Here is a 22,993-nt window from a genome sequence, read left to right on the forward strand (position 1 = left end):
ATATTATTTGTCTTTCTCTTTTTTTACTTTAATAAAGCCCAGGTTCAGGCCTGTAATGGTGGCATCGTCTTCATCGGTATTACTGAATTCAATTACTTTGTCTTTACGTTTATCAACAGCGGCTATCACCACGTTAAAAACATCGCCAAGGCTGCGGATGCGGTGCTTTTTTACAGATTTTGCTGTAGCAGGAACGGCATGCGGTACCTGGGCTATCAATACCGGCTGTGTGTTGTCGCTGGCAATGATGGTTGATTTCGGGCTGATCCTGGCTGCTGTATCCGGGGCTGCGGCGTTAACAACAGGATAATCTGCGGCAGGGGCATTTGCTAATAATGGTTCATCTGTATGGGCGGTTACAGGTGAGGGGATAGGATTTACCGGCTGTGATACAGATGGTGTCAAATTGCTTTTTATTTTGGTTTTATTAACTTTCGCTATAGTATTAACAGGTGCTATAACCGGATTTGCGGGTACTTTGTTTTGCGCCGGGGTTGGAGGTACCACAGGCTCAACTGTAACTGCAACGGATTGTTTTACTGGTTGATGGGTTTTAACTATTTCTGTTGGATGGTCATTATGTTTAACTCTTTGTTTAGGGATAAACAGGATACCTGCGGTGATCAGTAATATAACACCTGCTGCTGCGCTTAGCAAAGGCAATAATATTCCTTTACGCCTGCCGGCGTTTAATTCGGCGTTGATGCCCTGCCATACATGGGCCGACGGTTGTATTTCCAGGTCATCAAGCTTTTGTTGAAACAGCCTGTCCAGTTCCTTATCCTGCATATCCATAACTTTTGCCCTCCATTTTAGCAATTTGTTCTTTCAATATTGTACGAGCCCGTGACAGCTGCGATTTAGAGGCACCCTCGGTAATGCCCACAATCTCCGCTATCTCTTTGTGCGAATAACCTTCCAGCGCGTAAAGGTTAAACACTATCCGGTAACCCGGTGCCAATTGCTGTATCATGCCCATCAGCACTTTTGCATCCAGGTTGGCCGCAGCTAATGGATTAACCGATGGCTCATGCCCAGCTTCTTCAATATCAATTAACTGCATCATTTTATGATGTTTGCGATAGTATTCAATTGAACTGTGAACCATGATGCGCCTAACCCAGCCCTCAAATGAACCATCGCCCCGGTAATCATCCATTTTGTGGAAAACCCTTATAAAGCCATTCTGCAACATGTCTTCGGCCTCCATGCGGTCGGTGGCATAACGCATACATACCCCCAGCATTTTTGAAGCAAACTGCTTATAAAGCAGTTCCTGCGCCTTCCGCTCACCGGCCCGGCAGCGGTCTATTAGTTGGTGAATGGTATATTTAGGTTCCAAAAACATCATTTATAAGTAAGATGGTAGAGTGATGCAAATGGTTGCATGGGGATGTAAATATTTTGATGAATAGTTTAAGAAGATGAATGATGATGATTTGTTGTAACTTCGGTTTACAGCTTTTTGAGAAGCGCCAATAGATAAAATCATGGAATTAATCCTAAAATCAGATAACAAGCAAAGCATCGCGAAGATAATCGCTTTGGCTAAAGAGCTTAATGTTATTGTAGAAGAAAAAAGTGCAGGAACTGAGAGTATAAGCCGCGAAGCGCTCAAAGAGCGGATTTTGAATTTCAGGGCTGCTTCTGAATCTTCATTTGGGGATCCGGTAGAATGGCAAAGAGCTCAAAGGGGAGATCATGAATTAGATATATCTGCGATTTTAGAAAATCAAAAGAAGTTGCTTGAACTGGAGGGGAAAATAGAACTTGACGATGAGGCTTTTAGATAAATATTAAAATCAGCTGATTATTTCTTCTCCCTATATCTTTTATAAATCTTCACCGCTATCATTAATATCACAGCCAGCGATACCAAGCCAACAACACCAAAGATCCAATTCAAAGCGCTCTTAAGCACCACAAGGAAAACAATGGCGAACAGAAAAATGGTAGCAACTTCATTCCACAAGCGGAGCTGAATGGATGTCCATTTGAATACGCCGTTACGCATCTGTTTTATTTTATTTTGGCAGATGAAATGATAGATCACTAAAGCCACAACAAAGGTTAGCTTGATATGCATCCATCCAAATTGAAGCCAAATTGGCTTGAGGATAAGCATCGTTGCGCCCGCTGCTATAGTAAGGTACATTGAGGGGATAGTTATGATATTCCATAACTTGCGTTCAATGATTTCGAATTGTTTAGACAATATAGTACGATCCGGCTCGGGCTTATCCTGGGCTTCGGTATGATAAATAAATAAACGTACGCTATAAAATAACCCCGCCATCCAGCAGACCACAAAAATGATATGTATAGCTTTTACGTAATCGTACATGTCAATTAATACATGTCATTGCGAGGAACGAAGCAATCGCGAACTTTACAGAGCGACTTGCATAGTTCGGGATTGCCACGCTATCGCTCGCAATGACATTTTGGCTTTATTCTTAATTTCTGTATTCTTTTATCACTTCTACCGCGTACTTCACGTTGTCAAACGGGATATCAGGCATAATACCGTGACCCAGGTTAAAGATGAAGCCGTTTTCGCCTTTCATTCGGTCGAACAGGCGGTAGATGCGTTCTTTAATTACTTTTTTATCGGCATAAAGGATATGCGGATCAAGGTTACCCTGTACTGCAATACCTGCCGGTAAACGTTTTTTGATATCTAACAGATCGACATTCCAATCGATAGAAATTACATCTGGCTTAGCCTCTGCCATCAGCGGCGCAAAAACCGAGCTGCCTTTACAGAAAGAGATCACCGGGATATCTTTACGGTTTAGTTTGCTGATGATCTCCGCAATATAACGGTGACTAAATTCTTTATAATCATCCCATGCCAAAGCTTGCGCCCAACTGTCAAAGATTTGTACTGCGTTTACACCTGCTGCAATCTGCATGTTCAGATAATCTGCTGTGACAGTGGCAATTTTTGATAACAGTTGATGGGCCATTTCGGGCTCATTGTGCAGCATCAGTTTGGTGCGTTTAAAATCTTTTGAAGATCCGCCTTCAACAAGGTAGCTCATTACGGTAAATGGCGCACCGGCAAAACCGATAAGCGGAATACGGCCGCCAAGGCGCTGTTGAATCACCTTAATAGCATCTGCAACATATTGCAGCTTATCAATAACATCAGTTTGCAGGTTATCGATATCGACTTGTGTACGTACAGGGTTGGCAAACAGTGGACCAACACCTGCGTTGAAACTTAGGTCGCCGCCCATGGCTTCACCGGTTACCAGGATATCTGAAAATAAAATCGCTCCATCAATCCCTAACAGATCAACCGGTAGCATGGTAACATCGGCAGCAATCTCCGGTGTTTTACACATTTCGAGGAACGAGTATTTGTTTTTAATATCCCAATACTCTTTCATAAAGCGGCCTGCCTGCCTCATCATCCAAACCGGCGGGCGTTCTGTCTGCTCCGAAAATGCCGCTTTTATTAATAACGAATCTCTCATACTTTAGTTAGATGCAAGAGGTCAAGAATCAAGAACCAAGAAGAGAACGTCTCCCTTAATAATTCTTGCTTCCTGACTCCTGCCGTCTTATTTCTTATTTTCTTGTCTCTTGACTCTTTTTTCCTGGCTCTTCCCTGATCTCCTGCTGAAGGCGGCTTATCACTTCCCTCATTTTGGCAGTTATTTTTTCTTTATGTTTTTCAGTTAATTGCAGATAGGCCTGGGCTTTTTCAAAATTACCGCGCCTGATGCTGATATTGGCCACACTAACCAAAGCGGCTACGTGGTCGTTAACCGAACGCAAGGGGTATTGTGCCGCTATTTCATAGTGCATTTCTGCCCCTTCAAAATCCTGCCTTTGCAGGCATAAACCGCCGTATATAAACTCATAATATCCCCGGCGGTTTTTGCTGAGCCATTCGGGTTTCATGATCTCGTTTAACGAGGCAGCAGTTTTATCATAATCCTTTACATGAAAATGTTTGGATGCTACAACCAACGTACCCTGCCTGAAATAATCCCAAATAAGCAGGATGATCATCATAGCTGCAACTGCCGCAAGTTCATAAATATGAAAGTATACCAATATACCTAACGACAGCAGAAATATAAACGCAATGAATATACGTGTCCTGTTACTGAACATTAATGCTGGTTATCGGTAAATTTATAGCCAACGCCACGAATGGAGTGGAAATAAACCGGGTTTTTAGGATCTGGTTCAAAGTACTTACGGAAGGTTAGGATAAAATTGTCGATAGTACGGGTTGACGGATAAACGTCATAATTCCAAACGGTTTCCAGGATTTGCTCGCGCGATACGGCGTCATTACGGCGCTCAATCAACAATTTAAGCAGCATGGTTTCCTTTTTGGTAAGGGCGGTAATGGAGCCATCTTCGTTAACCAGCTCAAATGAGTTAAAATGGATGGTTTTATCACCTATTTTATAGCTGTTAAACTCTTTCAGGTCTTCGCCTTTTAAGCTGCGTTTTACCAGGTTGTTCACCCTTAAAATAAGCTCCTCGAGGTTAAACGGCTTGGTAAGATAATCATCAGCACCTTTTTTTAAGCCCGAAATCTTGTCCTCATTGGTGTTTTTAGCCGTAAGGAACATGATAGGTACTTCGGTATTTTCAAGCCTGATGGTTTCGGCAACAACAAAGCCGTCAATTTCGGGCATCATTACGTCCAGTATCACCAGGTTAAAACGTTCTTCCTTAAATAACTGTAAAGCTTTTTTGCCGTTTTTAGCCGGAGTTACCTTATAGCCTTCCAGCTCAAGGTTAAGCTTAATTGCTTCTAACAAATGCTCTTCGTCTTCGGCCAATAAAATCCTTTTTTTGTTTGGCATATTATTCATTGTCTTAATTTAGGTTAGTCCAAATGTAACTTCAAAAATGCTACCAGCAGGGCGGTTATCTTTAACCCTGATGCTGGCCTGGTGCTTATCTAACACCTCCTTAACAATGTAAAGGCCCAGTCCGGTACCTTTGGTGTTACGGGTTTCTTCGCTGCCCACGCGGTAAAAGCGGTCGAAAATTCGGGTTTTCTCCTCGTCGGCTATGCCGATACCATGATCAGATACCTGCAAATAAACTTTATCATCTTTCGAAAACAGCTTTACCCCAACCGATGAGCAGGGGCTTGAATATTTTACGGCGTTTTCTATTAAATTGGTTACTACCGATGTCAGGGCAAACTTATCGCCAACTATTTCAACCTTAGGCTCAATCTCGGCCTCGATGATCTGCTGGTTGCAATCGCATTTGGAAATCTGCAGACGGTTAACAATGCTGTCAACCAAAACCGAAAGGTTAAAGCTGGCCTTAGGGAAACTATATGAGCGGTTTTCGATCTTAGATGCAAGCAGCATATTCTCAACCATATCGTCCAGTCGCTCTACATCATTTAACGATTTTTCAATAAAATCAAGAAGCTGTTCTTTGGTGAGGTGACGTTTCTGGATGGTTTGCAGCAGGATCTTGATAGATGCCAGCGGCGACTTCAGCTCATGCGTTACCGAAAGCAGGAAGTTTTTTTTCTGCTCCTGTAACCTGCGTTCCTTATTGAACGAGCGGTGCAGGTTAATGGCGCCAATTAAAAATACGGCTACAAACATAGCCCCTTCGCCCAGGATCATACCGGTACGGCGCGGTTGCAGCGTAACCAGCATATAGCCCCACCATACCAGTTCGGCAACGGCATAGGTGATGAGCGCGTAAAAAATAACAAATGACTTCTTCATATCAGTTGGCAGTTATCAGTTTTCAGTTGGCAGTAGTTTGTCAGTTTGCAATGTTATATTAAGTGCAAACTGCCCGCCGGCAACTGCAAACTGGCTACTTAGAATTGAATACTAAATCCAAACTATCAAATATAGCACGTTTTGTTTTCTCCAGGTCTGTTTTGGTATGGGCTGATGATATAAAGCCAACCTCATAACCCGACGGACCTAAATAAATGCCCCTGTTCAACAATTCGCGGTGGAACTTTTTGAATTTTTCCATGCTTGATGCATCAATATCTTCGGCTTTACGAATATACTCTTTATCTGTAAAAGCAAACCAAAATATGGAGCCTATGCCAAACACCTTAAACTTATAATTGCGGGCGGTAGCAAAGCGCTGAATGGCTTCTACGAACTCCTCTGTTTTATTGTTCAGGTCGCGGTAAAAGCCCATACGTAAAAGCTCACTAAGCTGGGCGATACCGGCACCCATAGCAACTGGGTTACCCGATAGTGTGCCTGCTTGGTAAACCGAACCTTCTGGTGAGATATTGCTCATGATTGCTGCCGATGATCCATAAGCACCAACAGGCATACCGCCACCGATAATTTTACCGTAAGTAATAATATCAGGCTTGATCTGGTAATAACCGGCAGCACCTTCAAAGCCAACGCGGAAACCGGAGATCACCTCATCAAATATCAGCATGGTGCCGTTTTGCGTACAGATGTCGCGCAGATATTGCAGGTATTCTTTTTCCTGTAGCAGCAAACCGTTATTTGCCGGTACCGGCTCAATGATCACCGCCGCAATCTGGTCTTTAAATTCTTCAAAAGCTTTAGCTAATGCTTCCTTATCGTTAAGTGCTACTACTATGGTTTCATCAGCGACTGATTTAGGCACGCCGGACGATGAAGTCTCACCAAAGGTAACCAGACCCGAACCAGCTTTTACCAATAAAGCATCAGCATGCCCGTGATAGCAGCCTTCAAATTTCAGGATCTTATCGCGTTTGGTATAACCCCTTGCTAACCTGATGGCCGACATTACGGCTTCGGTGCCTGAGCTTACAAAACGGATCTTTTCAATAAACTTGTTGTTTTTCAGGATCAGTTCTGCTAGTTCATTTTCCAATGCGGTAGGTGCGCCAAAGCTCATACCGTTTTGCATTACCTCGGTAACTTTTTCCCTTACTTTAGCATTGTTATGGCCAAGGATAAGTGGTCCCCATGAGCAGCAGTAATCAATAAACTCATTACCATCAGCATCCCAGATATGGCTGCCATCGCCTTTTTGAATAAACAGCGGCGTACCATAAACAGATTTGAAAGCCCTTACCGGCGAATTAACCCCACCCGGGAAAAACGTTTGCGCCTTAGCATAAAGCTCAGCCGATTTTTCGCGACTGATATCGGGCTTGCCCGTAGTATTTACCGGTTCATCCTCTGCAGAAAACATCTTTTTTATTGAATCGAACATTTTTATTTATAAGCTTAAAGCAGAAAGCCAAAGGCTTAAAGCTGTTTTATCAAGTTATAGGGCCTAAGGCCTTTCTTAAATAATTAAAATCACAGTCATGCTGAACTTGTTTCAGCACCCCACTCGCTAAGCAATCATGCTAAGCAAAGCGGCTACCTGTCCTGAGGGATGCCGAAATAAATTCGGCATGACGGTGGTGGTGATAGTGCTTAACTTCTACCTTTCGCCTTTAACCTTTTCCCTTTCACCTCAAAACCTACAACCACTTATTCTCCAAAACCTCTTTGGCATGGTAGGTTAAAATAGCAGTTGCACCGGCACGACGGATACTGGTAAGTACCTCGGTAATGGCACGCTGCTCGTTTAACCAGCCGCGTTGTATGGCGGCTTTGATCATGGCATATTCGCCGCTTACGTTGTAGGCAGCGACAGGCAGTTCGGTATTATCTTTTATCAGTTTAATAACGTCAAGGTAGGGAAGGGCCGGTTTTACCATCAAAAAGTCGGCGCCTTCCAGTTCATCCAGTTCGGCCTCAATCAGGGCTTCGCGCTGGTTGGCGGGATTCATCTGGTAAGTTTTTTTATCGCCGAACTTTGGTGCCGAGTTCAATGCATCCCTGAACGGGCCATAAAATGCACTCGCATATTTAGCCGAGTATGACATGATCGATACGTTGGTAAAACCATTGTCGTCAAGCACATTACGAATATAACCTACACGGCCATCCATCATATCTGATGGCGCAATAATATCAGCGCCTGACTGTGCATGTGCCAAAGCCATTTTACCCAAAACATCAAGCGTTTCATCGTTCAGGATCACGCCATTTTCTACAATACCATCATGGCCATCACTGCTGTAGGGGTCCATGGCTACATCGGTAATTACGCAGGCTTCAGGAAAGTTCTTTTTTACCTCGCGGATAGCGCGCAGATACAAACTCTCGTCGCGGTAGCTTTCCGTAGCAAATTTGTCCTTCAACTCCTCGGCAATATTAGGGAACAGGTCGAAAGAGTTAAGGCCCAGTTTAAGGCAGCTTTCAATTTCGCGCAGCAGGTTATCGATAGAATTACGGAAGATGCCCGGCATCGATGCCACTTCACTTTTCTGGTTTACGCCGTCGATGATAAATAGCGGGAAAATCAGGTTAGCAGCGCTAACATGCGTTTCCTGCACCATCTGGCGGATCACTTCACTTTTTCGGTTCCTTCTTGGTCGTTGTAACATATTATGATCAATACTCAGGTTTCTATAGTTATCTTACCGCCTGCGAAGCACAAATTTATATAAACGTATACAATTATGTGGCTTTAAAAGACTTTAAAGGCAATTTATGGCGTAAGAATGATTTAAAGCGAGGTTTATATAGAATATATAATTATATTTGTATAGCCTAACTACTTGAGGAATAATGAAATACTTTAGATTATCACTGATAATTGCACCGCTGGTTTTTGCTATGCTGGGTTCATGTAAAAAAACGAGCGTCCCCCCTATATCCACAAAATCTGTATCCCAAAAGGTTTTGGCTCAGGCCGGAGCTGACGTAACCATTACTTTACCACAGGATTCGGTTCAACTGACCGGAAAAAGTGGTAATGCTGCTGATGGGATAGCCGGATATTTGTGGAGCCAAATATCAGGGCCTGCAGAAGCTTTCCTTATAAATGAGGCTTCTGCATCGGCTAAAGCAAGACATCTTGTCGAAGGGAAGTATCAGTTCCAATTTATGGTGATTAATAAGGATGGTCTTACGGGTGTTGATACTGTTGAGGTAACAGTAAAGCCTTCGGATGTAACAACACTTGATCTTTCGCCAACCAACAATCCTTATGAAACCAATATCGGTTTGTACAACGGTACGGATGCCAGTAACTGAACCGCGATAGAGGAACCGCTTGCTGCCTGGACTATCGGTGGCTTGCCCATCACCGTACGTAATTTATTAAAATTTGATTTAAGCAGCATTCCGGCCAATGCCACTGTCATATCCGCGGAGCTCCGCTTATATTCTGATACTATACCTAAAAACGGTGATTTGGTACACGCAAACTTCGGTGCTGATAATTCTTTTGTAATACAGCAGGTAGCTGCCGATTGGGATATAACAAATGTTAGCTGGTTTAATCAGCCTGCAGGTTTAACGGCCAACCAGATTGTGGTGCCAAGTACTAACCAGCCCTTTCTAAATATGAATATAAACGTAAAAGATATAGTAAGTGTGATGATAAGCAATAAATCAAATTATGGATTTAAGCTCTCTCTCCAAAATGAAGTATTATACACCAGCCGGATATTTTGCTCAAGCTATTATTATGACAACACAAGGCACCCCAGGTTGATTGTGAAATACGTTAAACATTGATTTTTTAATATTGTCCGTAGCCTTACCACCTACGGACAATATCTGTTTTTTAGCACCTGTTAGTTAGGCAGACTGTTCCAAAAACAGCTTCGGCTAAACCTACTTCGTCGGGCGAGTACGGTAAGGTATATCTGGTACCCATTTCATCAAATTTCTTACCGGTTGATTTACCTATAGCAATTACCTGTTGATTAGGTTCTAATAAATTATCCTGAAAATATGCCTCAACATTTGACGGGCTGGTAAACACAAGTATGTCTGCGCCTGTGGCTTCAACGTGCTGCTCTAACACCGTTTCGTAAACCGTGAGGTCAATTATTTTTGTATCTGCAGATAAACCTTGTTGTATGCTGCGTAAAGAACCTTCGGCACCAGGAAACAATACTTTTGAATGGTTGGCTATTGCCGCAAAATCAGCTGCTACATCGGTGGTATCGCCGCTTTCACCAACATAAGCAGCAAAATAGCCGTTTCGGCGCAAGGCATCTTCTGATCCTGTACCCATTACGCCAAATTTTATTTTAGATGGCAATTGCGGTTTCAGGGCGAAGAAATACTCAACAGCATTTTTGCTGCTAAAAAATATCCAGTTGATATCCCGTAAAATATATGGGTCAAGTTTGTTGATTACCGGCACGGTTCGAATTAACGAGCGGGCATCTATTGCTATGCCATGTTTTTTCATAGCTTTACGGAAATAACTCTGCTCTGAAAGATCACGGGTTATAAATACGCTTTGAGCCAGTTTACGATTGGCGTCAAACATAGATACTATTCTCTCGGCTAATCCATCAGTTGTATCTGATTTTACAAATAATCTGTCCGGAAATTCATCTCCATCGTTGGCTTTAGAGGTAAACACCTGGAAAAAGCCATCTTCCTTACGGCAATAACAACCTAAAGGTAAGTGGCAGCCACCGCCAAATAATTTTAATACGGTACGCTCAACGGCCAGTTCTTCGGCTACATCGGTATGATGTAAGGCCTGCAGGGCCTCAAAAAGTTCATGATCTGTTTCGCGGATCTGGATAGCCAATGCGCCCTGTGCAGGGGCCGGGATCATTTCAACCGGAGTTATTTCTTCCACATGAAACTCGCTCAGGTCGAGGCCTAAACGGCTAACGCCGGCTTTGGCCAGCATAATGGCATCATATTTTTCATCGCGCAGCTTACCGATACGGGTAGGCACGTTACCGCGAAGTTCTTCAATTTCAAGATCGGGACGGTGGGCCAGGAGCTGGGCTTTGCGCCGGTTTGACGAGGTGCCAACGATAGCACCATATTTAACAGATAGCTTTTGGTGCACATCAACGCAGTCTTTCAAGATCAACAACAGTTCAGCCGGGTCTTCCCGTTCTGAAACTGCTGCGATGATGAGTCCCGGAGGATTTTCGGTAGGCAGGTCCTTATGCGAATGGACCGCAATATCAATGGTGCCGGCTATTAATTCTTCTTCTAATTCTTTGGTAAAAAAGCCTTTACCTTCCAACTTATCAAAGCTGAGGTTAAGGATGCGGTCGCCCTGGGTTTTAATGATCTTTAACTCGGCGGTAATATTAATGGCAGCAAGGCTGTCTTTAACGAAATTGGCCTGCCATAAAGCCAATTCACTGCCACGGGTTCCTATAATCAGTTTTCTGTCCAAAAGAATGAATGTTTGCAGCTGCAAATTTAATTTTTTATGCCGATGATAAGGTACATCAATATAATGAATTATTGTTAATTGCAACAAAATGACGGTAATGTGTACGATTAGCGCCATGTAAAACCAGCCAGGCTGCAAGCCGGGAGGCTTGCGACGGCGACGATTTTATAATAGCAGCATTTGTGTAACAAACAGGCTGTCCCAATTTTTTGATTCCCGAGAAAAAATGAAAAAAGCCCCGTGTTTCTTTTTCTTAAAAAATGGATATGTTCCATTTTTTAAGAGTGAAACAGTGAAACGGTTTTTATAAGTTATCGATTGATAGTCAGCGCTTTAATGTTTTGTATGGAACATTGTTAAATTATTGATAATCAACGTTTAAAACTTTATGGAATGTTTATTGAGTGTTTCACGATTGTTGAAGATAAAGCTGATTTTTTAATCTTTTTTCCCATTTTTTTTCATTTTTTTAAGGTGAAACCGGTTGGTTGAATTTGATACTGACAAAGTATTGCCACCAGTAGTTAAAGAATGTAATATTAGCTTTGTGCCCTTCTCTCTATATCTGACGAAGCGTAGCTTCGTCAGATAGCTATTGCAGGCGCATATAACAGATTTTAACTTCGGCCGGCTAATGAAAAGTGGAACATAACGCCGCGGAATCACAAACCTGACTTTGTATCCTCAAACAATAATGGTGACCCATATCCGCACAACCAAACGTCCGTTTTTATTACAATAATTGCCTCTTGTAAAATTGTAATCGCTATATTTCAGTAAGTTATAAAGTTGGAATAACCTTTGACGCAATTGGGCAACTTGACTGCATTCATTTTCCATATTACCCCTTATGATTTTGCATTTTTAGCAACGATATTTATCGGGCTGACTTTTAGCCTGCTCTTATGGTTTACCCCCAATATTAATCGCGCTGCAAACCTTTTTCTGGCCCTGGCGATGCTAACCATAGTTTTATGGATGGTCCGGGTATTGGGACAAAGCATTGGATTGGGCACTTACTTTCCGCATTGGAGCCGGCTGCCGCTTCAATTTTCACTTGCGCCTGGTCCGCTCATTTATTTTTACGTACTTATGATAACCCGGCCAGAGTATAAATTACGCCGCGCGGATCTGCTGCACTTTATCCCCTTGTTGCTGCAACAGGGCATTTTTGTATTGGAGATTGGGCAAAGCGTCAGCACCGGCACGGCAACTTATGATACACCGATCTTTCGGCAAGCGAATCCGGTACTCAATATGGTGGCCTTCATTTCGGTGGTTGCCTACCTGTATATTTCTTTCAGGCTGATAGAAAGTTATGACCGGGAGTTAAAATTCAATAGCGTAAACGACCGCTACTGCAACCAAATGCGCTGGCTGCATCGGTTAATTAAGGCTTTGGGCCTTTTATGGTTATTATGGCTGCCGTTTGCCGCTGCGGATTATTTTTATTTCCACTACCGGTTGGGTATTAACGCGTATTACCCCTTGTACTTGCTGTTAGCAGGAATGATGATCTGGATAGCGGCGACAGTCCATTCAAAACCAGGAAGCACTATTATTGCGCAGGCTCCCGCGGTTTCGAGAACACCGGTTCCGGCAGTGCTGCGGCAAAAGGGGGCCTGGCTCAGGCGGGTTATGGAAGACAAGCGGTATTACGAGGACGCGGAGTTGAGTTTGACCTCGCTCGCTGACAAGCTTGGGCTCACAGTGCATGAATTATCCCGGATCATTAATATTGCTCTCAAAAAAAACTTTAACGATTTTATTAACGAATATCGCGTTGCGGAAGTAATCCGGAAAATGCGGGATCCCGCTTTTGATCATATAACCTTGCTTGGCATAGCACTGGAGTCGGGGTTCAATTCAAAATCCACCTTTAACCGCATTTTTAAACAAATGACGGGTAAAAGCCCGGCGGAATATAAAAATGAACCTCAAAAAGAGTTCCCAGGTTATAACTTAAGACGACACACCCAGTTTGCAGGGGTAATTTCGAAGCATGAAGCCACAATTATGTGGCCTTCCCGGAAATTAAACCGCAGCTATATGTTCAAAAATTATTTTAAGATCGCGTGGCGTAATATCACCCGTCACAAAAGTTACTCGGCCATTAATGTAGCCGGGCTGGCGGTTGGCATTGCGGCCTGCCTGCTGATATTTGTAGTTGTTCAATATGAGTTGAGCTTTGACACCTATCAACCCGGTTATAAAAGCACCTATCGCATCGTTACCAAAAAAGACAGGGAAGGCAATATCAGGTATAGTGCCGGGATTTCAACACCCGCGGTAGATGCTTTTCGCCTTTATTTTCCGCAGGCTGTTGTTGCTGGCATCAATGCCATTTACGGCAGCCAGATCGTGGCCCCTGCAGCCGATGGTAACCCCGTCGGCGATAAAAAATTTATTGAGAACACCGGCATCATGTTTGCCGAACCCCAGCTTTTCAATATTTTTTCAGCAACCTGGCTCGCCGGCAGCGCGTCGGCTTTAAAGGCCCCCAATATGGTGGTGATAGATAAAAGCAGCGCCATAAAATATTTTGGTAACTGGCAACTGGCAGTAGGAAAAACGCTTAGGATGGACAACCTGCTGACGCTAAAGGTTGCGGGTGTGATACAGGATGTTCCCCCCAATACCGACCTGCCGTTTAAAGTGCTAATTTCGTACATTACCTGGAAGCAGAATGCCAAAAGCTACCATTATTCATATACCTGGGATGAAACCAGCAGTGACTGCCAGGTGTATATAAAATTTCCGGCTAATGTGCTGCAAAGCACTATCGAAAGGCAAATGCTCAGTTTTTCCGAAAAACAATTTAATAGTGATAGTAAACGCGCTGCCAGGAAAAGATATGCTGTAGCGCAACCCCTATCGGCAATCCATTTTGACACCAGTTTTGGCGGCACGCTGGGCGATCATGTAACCAGCAAGTCCACGCTGCGTACCTTGTCGCTTATCGCGTTGCTGATCATCGTTATGGCATCCATCAATTTCATTAACCTTTCGACTGCGCAATCTGTAGGCCGCTCCAAAGAAGTAGGCATCCGCAAAGTGCTGGGCAGTAGCCGCGGGCAATTGGTAGGCCTGGTGCTATGCGAAACAGCCATCATTGTACTGTTTTCGGCCGGGCTTGCGGTTTGCGTGGCCGAAATAGCTTTACCGTTACTCAAACATATCGCCAGCGTTTCGGACAGCATTGGTTTGTTCAATCCCGGCATATTGCTTTGCCTGGCCTGCGTAGTACTTGCTGTGGTCCTGCTTTCGGGAGTATACCCGGCAATTATCGTATCAGGATTTAAACCGGTCCAGGCGCTGAAAAATAAGATTAATTCGGCAGCGGTAGGCGGCATATCACTCCGCCGTGTACTGGTAGTTACCCAGTTTGCCATTTCACAGCTGCTGATCATTGGAACGGCCATCGCCGTGAAGCAAATGGATTTTGTAAACAACGCCGACCTTGGATTTAATAAAGAAGCTGTATTGGCTATACCATGCCCTGCCGATAGCGTAGGTTTATCGCGATTAAACAGCTTTAAGCAACAGGTACTTACATTGCCGGGAGTAAAGGCAGCCAGCTTTTCGGCTGATGCACCATCATCGTCGCATAATAATTCAAGTAATTTCTTTTTCAACCACTCAGAAAAGGACCCAGGCTTTGATATTTTTATGAAAGTGGCCGATGCGGATTACTTTAAAACATTTGACCTCCGGTTTATAGCGGGTAAACCTTATCGCGCCAGCGATACCGCGCGCGAACTGGTGGTGAATGAAACCCTGGTGCGCAAACTTGGCATTAAACGTGCCGACGATGCTTTGGGTAAAACTATCACCTTCGACAGTTACGGAAACCTGCCTATAACAGGCGTTGTTGCTGATTTTAAAACAAACTCCATGCGCGAGGAAATTAAACCGCTGGTGATGTTCCCCTCAAAACAATCGGAACAGCAAATAGCCGTAAAAATTGAAAGCCGGAGACTTGCAAAAACGGCAGCATTGGTGCAAAGTGCCTGGGAAAAAAAATATCCCGAATATGCCTACACCGGTTTTTTTGTTGACGAAAGCATTGCCAAATTTTACGAACAGGAAAACCAGCTCGAACTGATTTATAAAGTATTTGCGCTCATCGCGATTTTTATCTCCTGTCTTGGCTTGTATGGCCTGGTATCATTTATGGCAGTACAGCGTACCAGGGAGGTTGGGATCCGGAAGATTTTAGGCGCATCAACAAGCAGCATTGTGTACCTGTTTTCGAAGGAGTTTTTAGTGCTTATCGTAGTGGCATTTGTGATTGGAGCGCCCCTTGCCTGGTACCTGATGAACGGATGGCTGCAAACTTTCGCCTATCGTATTTCGCCGGGCTTATGGGTTTTTATGGCAGCCATTACAACTTCGTTATTGATAGGCTGGTTCACGGTAGGTTACAAAGCGTTAAAAGCCGCGCTGGCGAACCCTGTAAAAAGTTTGAGGACAGAATAATCAGGAAGATGATTGTGAGACTACCTTCTCATCAGGGTCTCTTGTAGAGGACCCTGATGTTTCCACTATCAGCCTTGATCATCTTACGAGAAAAGGCGTACCTGCTTGGCGAAGACATCAGGGTCCTCTACGAGAGACCCTGATGGAACGTAATTTGATGGGCTCTATCGCAGGGTAGTAATGCCCGGCAAAAGCGCACACTTGTTGTAACGTTTCCGAACGGGTGTTATAAATAAATTGATATTAATGTTTTAATTATCAATGATTTATATTAATGGCATGGGTTTTAGATAATGCCTGTATATTAAATAATGTTTTAAGTTCAACAACTTCTACAATCAATATACCCATGTTCAAAACATATTTTAAACTGGCTTACCGGAATGTCATAAAGGATAAAGCTTACTCCATTATCAATATATCGGGTTTGGCGATAGGCCTTGCTTCAAGTATCCTGATTTTGCTTTGGGTGCAAAATGAATTGAGCTATGATAAGTTCCATAAAAATGCCGGGCAGATCTATCGAATCGACAGCGATTTTGGTGATTCTAAAACCGCGGCAAGTTCGGCCGGGATGCCTTTTGGATTAAAATCGGAGATCCCTGCGGTTAAAAATGTAGCCCGTTTATATCCCGGTTTTCCATCTGTTTTATTCGAAATAAGTAACCGGAAATTTCAGGAAGAACATGTGTTTTATGCCGATCCCAATTTTATGGACATGTTTTCATATCCATTAATAAAAGGCGACCGCGCTACTGCTTTAAATCAGGCAAATGGTGTTTTAATAACAGAAGATATCGCCACAAAATACTTCGGAAAAGAAGATCCCATAGGAAAAGTGATAAGGAAAGATAATAAGGAAAATCTGGTAGTAACAGGCGTTATGGCCAATATCCCGGCTAACTCCGATCTGCAATTTGACATCCTGCTTCCTATGGCTTTAATAGCACAAACCAATAATGATCTAAAAAATAATATCTGGGATAATTTTAATTTTTTTGGTTACGTACAGTTCGATAAAAGTTTTGACCCTTCCGCTGCTAACGTTGCCAAATTGGAAACGCAAATCGGGCAGATTTTTCACAAACACAGTCTCGATACCAAGGCTGCCTTCAAATTACAGCCTTTAACCAAAATACACCTTGACCCTGAAAGATTGGGAGATTCGCCGGGGCATGGGAATGCGCAGTATGTAAGCATCTTTTTTGCGATCGCCATATTGATATTGATTGTGGCCTGCATCAATTTCATGAACCTGGCTACTGCACGCTCGGCACGCAGGGCTAAAGAAATAGGCTTACGTAAGGTAGCGGGTGCTGTTCGCGGGCAATTGGTTATCCAGTTTTTAAGCGAGTCGGTATTTATCTCTTTCCTTTCCCTATTGCTTGCGCTTGTTATCGTTCGGATGTTTTTACCAGTGTTTAATGATCTGGCTAACAGGAAACTTGTTATTGATCTGTCGGATGCCAGGCTTTGGTTAAGTCTTACCGGTATTGCTTTAATAACTGGTCTTATCTCGGGAAGTTATCCTGCCTTATTTCTCTCTGGTTTTAACCCGGTTAAAGTGCTTAAGGGTAACGTGAAATCAATGGGAGGCAATTTGCTGTTCCGTAATGCTTTAGTTGTAGTTCAGTTTATGGTTTCCATTGTATTGTTAGTGGGTACGGTGGTGATCTATAATCAGCTTAAATTTATCAGGGACAGGAATCCCGGTTTCGAGAAAGCCAATCTTTTATACGTGCCAATGACGGGCGAGATCTGGCATAAGCAGGAGGCTTTGAAAAACATGTTAAGGCAAACCTCGCTGACGAGCGATTTTACAACGATTACAGATTTGCCAACTGAACTTGGCGGCTGGACACTTAATGTGCAGTGGAGCGGTAAGGACCCACGTTCGCAATTGTCTATCCCGGTAATGGCGGCTGACGAAGATTTTACGCGAACATTCAAAATGAAGTTAGCCGCCGGCCGTAGCTTTTCGACAGCTTTTAAAACCGACTCGAATAATTACATGATCAACGAAAAAATGGCCAGCGTAATGGGCCTTACCGCCAGTACTGCAATAGGCAAGCCATTAGCGGTTTGGGGTAACAAGGGTATTATTGTAGGGGTTATAAAAGACTTTAATTTTAAGCCCGTTCAGCAAAGCATTGAGCCGTTGGTTATACCTTTCAATAAAATAGGCGGTTATGTGGTGATCAGGACCTTGCCCGGAAAAATTAATGCTACAATAAAGGCACTGGCGGCTATGAGCCAGGCGCTCAATCCGGCTTATCCCTTCAAATTTGATTTTATTGACCAGGAGTTATCCAAACTTTACAAAGGCGAACAACAAATGGGCAATATTTTTAATCTTTTTGCCGCTTTGGGAATCTTTATTTCGTGCCTGGGTTTATATGGTTTATCAGCATTTATGGCCGAGCAGCGTACCAAGGAGATTGGCGTACGCAAAGTGTTAGGGGCGTCGGTAGTAAACCTGGTTTACTTACTGTCATCAGGTATCACCAGGCTCATTTTGATAGCTATAGTTATCGCTATCCCACTTTCATGGTATGCGGTTAACAGCTGGCTGTCGGGTTTTGCTTATCATATCAATGCTGGCTGGCTGGTGTTCTTTATTGCCTCTGTAGCTGCATTGGGAATAGCCTGGATTACGGTTAGTTATGAATCTGTAAAAGCCGCGACAGTTAACCCGATAAAGAGTTTGAGGACGGAATGATTGAATGTTTGTTTTATAAGGGAAATAAGCCCCAATAATAGCCAAATAGGTTTAACGAAAAATACCTGCGTTAGGGATGGGAGCGGATACCGGCCAGCGAGCGTAAAGCCTGCAGGCGTATGAGTATACAGCCCGGACCGGAGGTAACGCCCATATCCAGTTGGCAGTTATGAGTAAACAGTTTGCAGCATACATTTGATATTTTGCATGCTGATGATATGGTGTTCGGTTAAGCTGAAAGCTTAACTCATTTCAGGACGAAGTTACGCTCCGCTACACTTCGACTAGTATCAGATTTGCATTTGATCAATTCTTAAATTAAAGAAATTCGGTTTCAGACAAAAGCAAGCATTCTGTCAATCCTCAAATCCCGTAAATTCTGATTCAGAAAGTTTTAGTTTTCATTGATCAATATATCTTTCGCCATAACCATGGGTACGCTGATATATTTTTTCTCCATGTAGTTGATCACCTTTTCCAGGATCTCTCGCGATTGCTCGTCCAGGCCCTGTACTTCATCGGCAAAAACCGAGTTGATGGCGGTATTGCGGATCTCCTTGATTTTTTCGGGTACCTGGCGCATAGCTACCTCAATACGGCGCTGTTTAAGCTGCTGTACAAATTCGGCAATGTTTTGCTCAATGATAGCTTCGGCGTGTACCAGTTCGTGGTAACGTTCCTGCAGGTTCTTTTTGGCAACTTCGTTAAGCGAGTGCACTTCGATAAAGTTAACCGGGAATTGCTCCAGCACTTCGGGAGCGGTATCATTAGGGATGGCAAGATCGACAATGGTTTTCCTGCCGGTTTCGCCGTTGAGCAGCGATTGGTAAATTTCGGTAGTGATGATTGGCTCAACTGCCGATGTGCAGGTGATAATGGCATCAAAACCTTTTTTATAGCTTTTCAAAGCTTCGAGGTCAAACGCTTCTCCGCCCAAATCGGCAGCTAATTTTTCGGCATTGGCCACGGTACGGTTAAATACCGCGAAGTTTGAAAATTTATGTTTTTGAAGATATTTGGAAATGTTACGGTTAGTTTCGCCTGCGCCGATGATCAATACACGGGCATTTGAACAAAGATTAAGGTCTTTAAGCTTGCGGTAAGCCAGCGATACTACCGAGATTGGGTTTTTGGAGATGTTGGTATGCGTATAAACTTCCTTGGCTGTTTTTACCACGCAGTTCATGATCATGCGCATGGCATCGCCGGTTAGGCCGGCCTCTTTGCAATGTTCATATGCTTTGCGTAACTGGGCCAGGATCTCCTTTTCGCCCACGATCAAACTCTCCAGCGAACATGAAGTGCGCAATAAGTGCACCATGGCTTCCTGGTCTTCATAAATAGACGCGCTATCCATAAAAGTACTCAGTGAATCATGGCAAAGCTCTGTGTTAAAGGCTTCTATGAATTTTTTGGCAAAATCTTTGTCAACAGATTGTGGGGTTGTCATTACAAATTCCACACGGTTACAGGTAGCCAGGTAGAAGATCTCCGGGATATTGAACTGCTTTTTAACCTGTGCAAGTTTATCTGTCAGATTTTCCTGGCAAACCACCAATCTACCCAATTCCTTCAGTTCAATCTGTTTGTGCGTAAAAGCTATTACCTTTAGATACTTCAAAGCAGTTTTAAAATTTGACCGAACAAAAGTATCACTATTCGGCACATCCAATGTCAACACTTTGTCAAACAGGCTTATTTGGAATGGTTATAAATTGCAAAAACGGCTTGTTTTGCAGTATTTAAACTGTTTTGCAATGCGTATCACAAAATATTTGTAAATTAAAACATGGATAAGTATAAAAAAATAAGCCTGGTAATACTCGTGGCGTTTTACGTGCTTGCAGGCCTTAATCACTTCCGCGATCCGGGCTTTTACTACGCCGTAATGCCCAATAACCTGCTTTACCCAGAGACTGTTAACCTCCTTGCCGGGATTGCCGAAATTTCATTAGGGTTGTTACTTATACCATCCAAAACACGGTACTGGGCTGCCTGGGGAATTGTTTTAATGTTGATTGCCTTTTTGCAGATCCACGTGAGCATGGCATTTAAAGCGCCAATGAAGTTAAATTCCATAACGGTTACACCTTTTTTAGCATGGCTGCGCCTATTCCTGCAGTTTGTGCTGATCTACTGGGCCTGGTGGCACACAACCGATACTAAAAAAGCCTAAACCAAAACAGCGTTTGGCTGTTGCTATCGAAGCAAAATAAAAATATGGATCTGCAAAGTATTGAAATGCGCAACCTGGAAGTACAGGACTACCAAGAGCTAAAAAAATCAATGAAATCGGCCTATATGGATATGGACGAGGACTATTGGGATGCCAATTCTATTCGCCGGCTCATCAAAATATTCCCCGAAGGGCAGATCTGCATTACCGTTAACGATACGGTTGTTGGCTGTGCACTGGCTATTATAGTCGATTACCAAAAATTTGGCGATAACCACACCTACAAGCAAATTACCGGCGACAGTACCTTTAAAACCCATAATGACAAAGGGGATGTACTGTACGGTATTGATGTGTTTATCCATCCTAAATATCGCGGCTTGCGACTTGCACGGAGGTTGTACGATGCCCGCAAGGCCCTTTGCGAAAAGTTGAACCTGAAAAGTATTATTGCCGGCGGGCGTATCCCCAACTATCAAAAATTTCAGAACGAGCTTACGCCGCGTCAGTATATTGATAAGGTAAAGTATAAGGAGATCTATGATCCAACATTATCATTTCAGCTGTCAAATGATTTTCACGTGCGCAAGGTATTGCGTAACTACCTGCCCGAGGATAGCCGCTCAAAAGGTTTTGCTACACTTATTGAGTGGAACAACGTGTATTACGAGGAAGTAAGCGATGTTATCAATCATAAAACAGTAGTACGTATTGGCCTGGTACAATGGCAGATGCGTTCGTACAGTAATATCAGTGAGCTGATGAAGCATGCCGAATATTTTGTTGATGCGGTGAGCGATTACCAGGCCGATTTTATCCTGTTCCCCGAGCTGTTCAATACACCGCTCATGTCCGATTATAACCATATGGATTCGGCCAAGGCCATGCGCGAACTGGCCAAATATACCCAGCCCATTATCGAGGAGTTTTCAAAACTGGCGGTATCCTATAATGTAAACATCATTGCGGGCAGTATGCCTTATATTTTTGAGGAGTCGTTATATAACGTTTCCTATCTGTTCAGGCGGAACGGCAGCATGGAAGAGGTATACAAAATTCACCCAACCCCGGCCGAGATTAGCTCATGGGGAATGCGCGGCGGCGATGAGGTGAAAGTTTTTGATACCGATTGCGGCAAAGTTGGCATCCTGATTTGTTATGATGTAGAGTTTCCGGAACTGTCACGCATTTTGGCCGGTCAGGATATGCAGATCCTGTTTGTACCTTTCCTTACCGATACGCAAAACGGTTACAACCGGGTTAAGTTTTGCGCCCAGGCCCGTGCGGTGGAAAACGAATGCTATGTCGCTATAGCGGGTTGTGTAGGCAACCTGCCTAATGTAAATAATATGGGTATCAGCTATGCACAGTCGGCGGTGTTTACACCTTCAGATTTTGGTTTCCCGACTAACGGGATCCAATCTGAAGCTACGCCAAACACCGAAATGATTGTTATTGCCGATGTTGACCTGTCGTTGCTGGATGAGCTGCATGAGTACGGCAGCGTGCAAAATATCAAAGACAGGCGCACGGATTTGTATAACATTACTTTTAATGGGAAGAGGGTGTAGGGATTGTCCCCCTTAGTTGTTCCATCAATGCCTCTGCGAGTTTAAGTTTATCCACAAAATTGCTTGTCGTTTAAACAGCAAGTCGTCGTGTTTTGCCCCTCTGGGGCAAAGGGTATTTTATAACTTTACGAGCTACAAACCTTTTGCACCTCTGGTGCATCTGTCCTTGGGCGATTAATACATGTTTATTAAATTGTAAAAATCCCCCAGAGGGGGAAAAGGTTTGTAGAAATAACATCACACCCTATACCCGAACCCCAGAGGGGTTCAACTTATCAAGATTACCCAATTTGACTATTGATTTTATGGATAAACTTAAACTGCGAGAGACCGTGATGGGACTGGAATGTTTTAAATTTTGTGGTTGCTGTTAAAAGAATCCCTGAATATTTTCCAGCCGGCTTTCGTGAGTTTCCACAATTTTAAATACTTCCCATCATCAAGAACTTTACCATTTGGGTCAAAAACCTGCCAGGTGCCTTCTTCGGTAATGTAAGCTTTACCATCGCCATAGATATTGCCCGTTTGGAATTTAACCCCTTTAACTTTTCCTGCAACAAAGGTATCCTCGAAATCCTTTTTCAGTGCCTTTTTGCCATTGATAGGCAGCATATTTGGCGCCAATAATATGGCATCATCAGTATACAGGTTTATGATTGAGGCGTCACTTTTTGCAAACAGCTCATAATAAAGTGTATTTATTTTTTGAATTGAGCTTTTGATCTGCTGTAAGCCGGGATTATTTGCCTGGGCGATGCCGCTTTTGTACGTTAAGAAAAGACACAGGCATATAATTGCTGCAGTTAAGGTTTTTTGTTTCATGATCCTTTAAATATTGAATGAATA

19 protein-coding genes are annotated in these 22,993 nt (G+C 43.3%); 7 read left to right on the forward strand and 12 right to left on the reverse strand.

Annotated features, from left to right (window positions below; all coding sequences use genetic code 11):
* Nucleotides 1-3 precede the first annotated feature (3 nt).
* The gene (locus tag ABID99_RS01455; RefSeq protein WP_373612639.1) at nucleotides 4-789 is read right to left on the reverse strand and encodes a hypothetical protein; all 786 of its coding nucleotides are present in this window, start codon (nucleotides 787-789) and stop codon (nucleotides 4-6) included.
* Nucleotides 779-1,348 carry an RNA polymerase sigma factor gene (locus ABID99_RS01460; RefSeq protein ID WP_373615883.1) on the reverse strand — a complete coding sequence of 190 codons (570 nt, stop codon included), beginning with the start codon at nucleotides 1,346-1,348 and terminating at the stop codon, nucleotides 779-781. The genes ABID99_RS01455 and ABID99_RS01460 overlap by 11 nt, the downstream gene beginning before the upstream one ends.
* Nucleotides 1,349-1,490: 142 nt before the next feature.
* On the opposite strand from ABID99_RS01460, the gene ABID99_RS01465 reads away from it, so the two are divergent.
* Nucleotides 1,491-1,793 carry a hypothetical protein gene (locus ABID99_RS01465; RefSeq protein ID WP_373612640.1) on the forward strand — a complete coding sequence of 101 codons (303 nt, stop codon included), beginning with the start codon at nucleotides 1,491-1,493 and terminating at the stop codon, nucleotides 1,791-1,793.
* 17 nt (nucleotides 1,794-1,810) lie between these two features.
* Here the strand turns inward: ABID99_RS01465 and hemJ are convergent, their stop codons facing one another.
* The 7 genes from hemJ to hemB all read right to left on the reverse strand — a co-directional run bounded on the left by hemJ (nucleotide 1,811) and on the right by hemB (nucleotide 8,419).
* Complete coding sequence (gene hemJ, locus ABID99_RS01470; protein ID WP_188833395.1) at nucleotides 1,811-2,344, reverse strand: protoporphyrinogen oxidase HemJ; 534 nt, start codon at nucleotides 2,342-2,344, stop codon at nucleotides 1,811-1,813.
* Between the two features lie 112 nt (nucleotides 2,345-2,456).
* The gene (gene hemE / locus ABID99_RS01475) at nucleotides 2,457-3,482 is read right to left on the reverse strand and encodes a uroporphyrinogen decarboxylase (protein WP_373612641.1); all 1,026 of its coding nucleotides are present in this window, start codon (nucleotides 3,480-3,482) and stop codon (nucleotides 2,457-2,459) included.
* 94 nt (nucleotides 3,483-3,576) lie between these two features.
* Nucleotides 3,577-4,128 carry a hypothetical protein gene (locus ABID99_RS01480; protein ID WP_188833393.1) on the reverse strand — a complete coding sequence of 184 codons (552 nt, stop codon included), beginning with the start codon at nucleotides 4,126-4,128 and terminating at the stop codon, nucleotides 3,577-3,579.
* On the reverse strand, nucleotides 4,128-4,835 hold the full coding sequence (locus tag ABID99_RS01485; protein WP_090529686.1) for a response regulator transcription factor: 708 nt from the start codon (nucleotides 4,833-4,835) through the stop codon (nucleotides 4,128-4,130). Before ABID99_RS01485 ends, ABID99_RS01480 begins: the two co-directional genes overlap by 1 nt.
* Nucleotides 4,836-4,853: 18 nt before the next feature.
* Nucleotides 4,854-5,729 (reverse strand): cell wall metabolism sensor histidine kinase WalK, encoded by an 876-nt coding sequence (locus ABID99_RS01490; protein WP_090529091.1) that lies wholly within the window; start codon nucleotides 5,727-5,729, stop codon nucleotides 4,854-4,856.
* 94 nt (nucleotides 5,730-5,823) lie between these two features.
* A complete protein-coding gene (gene hemL / locus ABID99_RS01495) occupies nucleotides 5,824-7,191 on the reverse strand; it encodes a glutamate-1-semialdehyde 2,1-aminomutase (RefSeq protein ID WP_373612642.1) in 1,368 nt (455 codons plus the stop codon).
* Nucleotides 7,192-7,447: 256 nt separating this feature from the next.
* Nucleotides 7,448-8,419, reverse strand: coding sequence for a porphobilinogen synthase (hemB, locus tag ABID99_RS01500; protein WP_176627956.1), 972 nt, complete (start codon nucleotides 8,417-8,419; stop codon nucleotides 7,448-7,450).
* 184 nt (nucleotides 8,420-8,603) lie between these two features.
* On the opposite strand from hemB, the gene ABID99_RS01505 reads away from it, so the two are divergent.
* Together ABID99_RS01505 and ABID99_RS01510 are read left to right on the forward strand one after the other, a co-directional pair.
* A complete protein-coding gene (locus tag ABID99_RS01505) occupies nucleotides 8,604-9,071 on the forward strand; it encodes a hypothetical protein (RefSeq protein WP_176627957.1) in 468 nt (155 codons plus the stop codon).
* A 42-nt stretch (nucleotides 9,072-9,113) separates the two neighbouring features.
* Nucleotides 9,114-9,557, forward strand: coding sequence for a DNRLRE domain-containing protein (locus ABID99_RS01510; protein WP_176627958.1), 444 nt, complete (start codon nucleotides 9,114-9,116; stop codon nucleotides 9,555-9,557).
* Between the two features lie 49 nt (nucleotides 9,558-9,606).
* Here the strand turns inward: ABID99_RS01510 and hemC are convergent, their stop codons facing one another.
* Complete coding sequence (hemC, locus tag ABID99_RS01515; RefSeq protein ID WP_255485396.1) at nucleotides 9,607-11,202, reverse strand: hydroxymethylbilane synthase; 1,596 nt, start codon at nucleotides 11,200-11,202, stop codon at nucleotides 9,607-9,609.
* Between the two features lie 819 nt (nucleotides 11,203-12,021).
* On the opposite strand from hemC, the gene ABID99_RS01520 reads away from it, so the two are divergent.
* On the forward strand, nucleotides 12,022-15,681 hold the full coding sequence (locus ABID99_RS01520) for an ABC transporter permease (protein ID WP_176627960.1): 3,660 nt from the start codon (nucleotides 12,022-12,024) through the stop codon (nucleotides 15,679-15,681).
* 349 nt (nucleotides 15,682-16,030) lie between these two features.
* Nucleotides 16,031-18,400, forward strand: coding sequence for an ABC transporter permease (locus tag ABID99_RS01525; RefSeq protein ID WP_176627961.1), 2,370 nt, complete (start codon nucleotides 16,031-16,033; stop codon nucleotides 18,398-18,400).
* Between the two features lie 394 nt (nucleotides 18,401-18,794).
* Here ABID99_RS01525 and hemA read toward each other — a convergent pair whose 3' ends face one another.
* Entirely contained in the window at nucleotides 18,795-20,021 is a 1,227-nt protein-coding gene (gene hemA / locus ABID99_RS01530; RefSeq protein WP_090529068.1) for a glutamyl-tRNA reductase, read from the reverse strand.
* A 168-nt stretch (nucleotides 20,022-20,189) separates the two neighbouring features.
* Between hemA and ABID99_RS01535 the strand changes: the two genes are divergently transcribed.
* The gene (locus ABID99_RS01535) at nucleotides 20,190-20,576 is read left to right on the forward strand and encodes a MauE/DoxX family redox-associated membrane protein (RefSeq protein ID WP_090529065.1); all 387 of its coding nucleotides are present in this window, start codon (nucleotides 20,190-20,192) and stop codon (nucleotides 20,574-20,576) included.
* A 44-nt stretch (nucleotides 20,577-20,620) separates the two neighbouring features.
* Nucleotides 20,621-22,147, forward strand: coding sequence for a carbon-nitrogen hydrolase family protein (locus tag ABID99_RS01540; protein ID WP_176627962.1), 1,527 nt, complete (start codon nucleotides 20,621-20,623; stop codon nucleotides 22,145-22,147).
* A gap of 351 nt (nucleotides 22,148-22,498) precedes the next feature.
* Here ABID99_RS01540 and ABID99_RS01545 read toward each other — a convergent pair whose 3' ends face one another.
* Nucleotides 22,499-22,969, reverse strand: a complete 471-nt coding sequence (locus tag ABID99_RS01545) for a hypothetical protein (protein ID WP_354485951.1) — start codon at nucleotides 22,967-22,969, stop codon at nucleotides 22,499-22,501.
* Nucleotides 22,970-22,993: the final 24 nt, after the last annotated feature.

Origin of the sequence: Mucilaginibacter sp. OAE612, from assembly GCF_041806395.1 — a bacterium.
In the GTDB taxonomy this organism is placed as follows: Bacteria; Bacteroidota; Bacteroidia; order Sphingobacteriales; family Sphingobacteriaceae; genus Mucilaginibacter; species Mucilaginibacter rubeus.